Source organism: Streptomyces sp. NPDC127092, assembly GCF_042722475.1.
Lineage (GTDB): Bacteria > Actinomycetota > Actinomycetes > Streptomycetales > Streptomycetaceae > Streptomyces.
The window spans coordinates 1-1,143 of record NZ_JBHXFE010000355.1; the positions used below are offsets into that span (position 1 = coordinate 1).

Here is a 1,143-nt window from a genome sequence, read left to right on the forward strand (position 1 = left end):
CGCCTAGACTGGCGGCATGCCCGCCAAGCCCCCCGCCCCCGTGTACCTCCCGGCCTTCCAGCGGCTCGTCCCGGACCTGCTGGGCGACGCCTGGGCCGAGGACGACGGCCTCGCCCCCGCCGACGTCGACGCCCGGCTGGCCCAGTCCCCCGCGGCGGAGCAGCTCGGCGCCGGGCTCATGATCCCGGCTGCTCTCCGCGAGTTCTACCTCGCCCTGGGCAACTGCGGCGACCTCATGGAGACGGACCACTACGTGTGGGACCCCGAGGACCTCGAGGTGCGGGACGGCTTCCTCATGTTCCTGGAGGATGCGGACGAGACGGTCGTGTGGGGCCTGCCGGTGGACAACCTGGCGTTGCCGGACCCGCTGGTGTGGCGGCGCTCCGCCGGTGCCGACGCGCCCGAGGGCGAGTGGCAGGACGAGGGCGGCACCTTCAGCGAGTTCCTGACGGACCTGCTCGCGTGGACCTTCGAGGACCCCGAGGACGACGACGAGGGGCCGGACCGGTGACCGCGCCCGCCCCGGTCTCCCACGCCCCGGACGGCTACGTCTGCCCGTTCTGCGGGCTCGCAGCCGGCGACGTCTCCGACCCGGGCAACCGTTGCGAGCTCGGGGACACCGTCTACCAGGACGAGGACCTGCTCGTGCTCATCGCCGTGGACGGGTTCGGCGAGCACGAGGGACACGCCATGGTCTGCCCGGCCGAGCACTACGAGAACCTCTACGACCTGCCCCCGCGCGTGCTGCAGCGCATCGCCCTGATGGCCCAGCAGGTGGCGCTGGCCATGAAGCGTGCGTGGGCCCCGGAGGGAATCTCCACGCGCCAGCACAACGAGCCCGCCGGCAACCAGCACGTGTGGCACTACCACCTGCACGTCTTCCCGCGCTTCGAGGGGGACCTGCTCTACCGGCAGCTGCGCCACCCGGTGGCCCCGGAGGTCCGCGCCCTCAAGGCCCGGGAGCTCGCGGCCGCGCTGGACCCCGCCCCGACCCGCCTGGACTGAGCGGCCGCCCCGGATCACGGCGGTGGGGAAGCGGACCACGGCGTCCGGCCGAACGGCCCCCCACACCGTCTGCGAAGACCTCGAACGCCGCCCTCCCCGCGGAGGCCGGGAAAAGGTTGAGTGCCCGCTTTGTCTTCT

Annotated in this window: 2 protein-coding genes; both read left to right on the top strand. The window is 73.1% G+C overall.

Annotated features, from left to right (window positions below; all coding sequences use genetic code 11):
- Positions 1 to 16: 16 nt before the first annotated feature.
- On the top strand, positions 17 to 511 hold the full coding sequence (locus ACFWJO_RS40375; RefSeq protein WP_041104945.1) for a hypothetical protein: 495 nt from the start codon (positions 17 to 19) through the stop codon (positions 509 to 511).
- Positions 508 to 1,005 carry an HIT family protein gene (locus ACFWJO_RS40380; protein WP_036318075.1) on the top strand — a complete coding sequence of 166 codons (498 nt, stop codon included), beginning with the start codon at positions 508 to 510 and terminating at the stop codon, positions 1,003 to 1,005. Before ACFWJO_RS40375 ends, ACFWJO_RS40380 begins: the two co-directional genes overlap by 4 nt.
- Positions 1,006 to 1,143: the final 138 nt, after the last annotated feature.